Raw genomic sequence first — 2,607 nt, 5'->3', positions numbered from 1 at the left:
TATCCGCTGCGGCGAATGTGCCAATGCCTGCCCTGCTCTCTTGCTACCACAACAACTGTTTTTGGCATGCAAAAGCCGAAGAATATGACAAGGCGGCCAGCTACAACCTAAAAGACTGTATCGAATGCGGTTGCTGTAGTTATGTGTGCCCGAGTGATATTCCACTGGTGGAATACTACCGCATCGCTAAATCGGCACTAAAACAAGCCGCCGATGAGAAGCATCAAGCCGAGCGCGCCAAACTGCGCTTCGAGGCGCGTATTCAACGCCTCGAAGAAGAAAAACTCGCCCGCGAAGCCAAGGCTAAAGAAGCCGCTGCGCGTCGCCAAGCGACCATGACCTCAACGGATAAGAGTGCCGTTGCTGAAGCTATGGCGCGGATCGCGGCCAAAAAGGCAGCAGCGGCAGAAGCCACAACCGATAACGCGACGGTCGAGGTCGTTGTTGCTGATACGAGCAATACAGAAGCGCCTAAGGGTAAAGCGGCTGTTGCCGCCGCAATTGCTCGCGCTAAAGCCAAGAAGGCGGCTCAAGGGGCGGATGATGCAGAATCGTCAAAGCAAGCAGTCTCTTCTGAATCAAGCGAGCCAACGGTTCAAGCCGAATCTTTATCACAAAAAGATAAAGTCGCCGCCGCTATCGCTCGTGCCAAAGCGAAAAAAACGGCATTGAAGGCCGACTCGGATGCCAATGGCGATACTGAAGCGACTGTCAATGCGAATCAGCCAGTAGCAGAAACGGCTACGAGCACAGAGGCGGATGACAAAAAAGCCAAAGTCGCTGCTGCCGTCGCCCGCGCAAAAGCCAAAAAGACCGCCGCACAGCAAGCTGAATCGAGTGATGTGCCCGAAGTTCAGCCCGAGTTAGTCGCTAAGCAAGAGTCAGGCTCTGACATTGAATCACGCAATGAATTAGGCTCAGCCGCGGAACTAAGTGCGCCGCTTAGCCCTGAAGATGAGAAGAAGGCCAAGGTCGCTGCTGCGGTTGCCCGTGCGAAAGCCAAAAAAGCCGCCGCACAGCAGGCAGAGTCGACTGATGTTGTCGAAATTGAGCCCAAGCTAGCAGCAGGCGCTAAGCCCGAGTCAGGCAATGAATCAGACTCAACCACCGAGCCAAGCGCGCCGCTTAGCCCTGAAGATGAGAAAAAGGCCAAGGTCGCTGCTGCCGTTGCCCGTGCAAAAGCCAAAAAGGCCGCCGCACTGCAGGCTGAATCGACTAAGGTTACTGAAGTTCAGCCCGAGCTAGTCGAACAGGCTAAGACTGATTCAGGCGTTGAGTCAGGCTCTGAACCAGACTCTCAATCAGACTCTGAATCAGGCAATGAATCAAGCTCAGTCGCTGAACCAAGTGCGCCACTCAGTCCTGATGATGAGAAAAAGGCCAAGGTCGCTGCTGCGGTTGCTCGCGCGAAAGCCAAAAAAGCAGCCAGAGAAGCGGATGCGCTCAGTGACTCAAATGAATAGCACTGCTGATTTTGACATCAGTATATTAAAAATTATTAGCTTAAAAATCAGTGACTCAAGATTAGATAAAAGGGATCACAATGGCGTTTAAAATAGCCTCATCACCCCATGTTACCCGTAACTTGCATACTTCAACGGTTATGCAAAGGGTTATTTTATGCTTGTTGCCCGGCCTTGTGGTGCAATGTGCCTTTTTTGGCTGGGGCACGCTTATTCAAGTGTTACTGGCAATTATCGTGGCCCTAAGCTGTGAAGCCGCGGTGATGAAACTGCGTAACCGCAGCATCAAAGCGAGTTTAAGCGATAACAGCGCCATGCTGACGGCAATCTTGATCGGGGTTGCGATCCCGCCGCTAGCACCTTGGTGGATGATCGTTATGGGTACAGTGTTTGCGATTGTTATCGTCAAGCATCTCTACGGTGGCCTAGGCCATAACCTGTTCAATCCCGCGATGGCCGCCTATGTGTTACTGCTGGTTTCCTTCCCTGTGCAGATGACTAGCTGGATTGCACCAAGTACGGTTGCGCTCAATACCCCAAGTGTTATCGATAGCTTGCAACTGATCTTCAACGTTGGTGCCCATGGTGGGATGGATCAATTCCGTTTAGGGATTGATGGGATCAGTATGGCAACACCGCTCGATACCCTCAAAACCGATTTGTCCTTAGGGTTGACTACTACCGAAAGTATGACCAAAAGCATATTCGATGGTGGCACTGGTATAGGTTGGTTTTGGGTCAATTTGGCGTATCTCGCTGGCGGGTTAGTGCTGCTTAAATTAAAAGCCATCCGCTGGCATATCAGCACAGGCGTGTTGGTGGGATTATTTGTGGCATCCAGCATCGGCTTTTTACTGTCACCCGATATGCAGGCAAGCCCGCTGTTCCATTTATTCTCGGGCGCGACCATGCTCGCCGCCTTCTTTATCGCGACCGATCCCGTCACCGCGGCGACCAGTCCACGTGGCCGTTTAATTTTCGGCGCATTAATTGGTGTCTTGGTATATATCATCCGTACCCAAGGTGGCTATCCCGATGCCTTTGCCTTTGCCGTGCTACTCGCAAACCTGTGCGCGCCATTTATTGATTACTATGTGCGTCCGCGCACCTATGGCCACTCTGCGGGCTAAGCCTGTGCATAAAA

At 52.2% G+C, this 2,607-nt stretch carries 1 protein-coding gene and 1 pseudogene; both read left to right on the top strand.

Translation table 11 applies throughout. The features are described 5' to 3' along the window. Positions 1 to 1,463 (top strand): annotated as a pseudogene (locus SHEWPOL2_RS21830) (4Fe-4S dicluster domain-containing protein); the annotation flags it as partial. Between the two features lie 80 nt (positions 1,464 to 1,543). After that, positions 1,544 to 2,593: an electron transport complex subunit RsxD gene (rsxD, locus tag SHEWPOL2_RS21825; RefSeq protein ID WP_037431710.1), complete on the top strand. Its 1,050-nt coding sequence runs from the start codon at positions 1,544 to 1,546 to the stop codon at positions 2,591 to 2,593. Positions 2,594 to 2,607: the final 14 nt, after the last annotated feature.

This window comes from Shewanella sp. POL2, from assembly GCF_000282755.1.
GTDB lineage: Bacteria > Pseudomonadota > Gammaproteobacteria > Enterobacterales > Shewanellaceae > Shewanella > Shewanella xiamenensis.
This window is presented reverse-complemented; position numbering and strand designations above follow the sequence as displayed.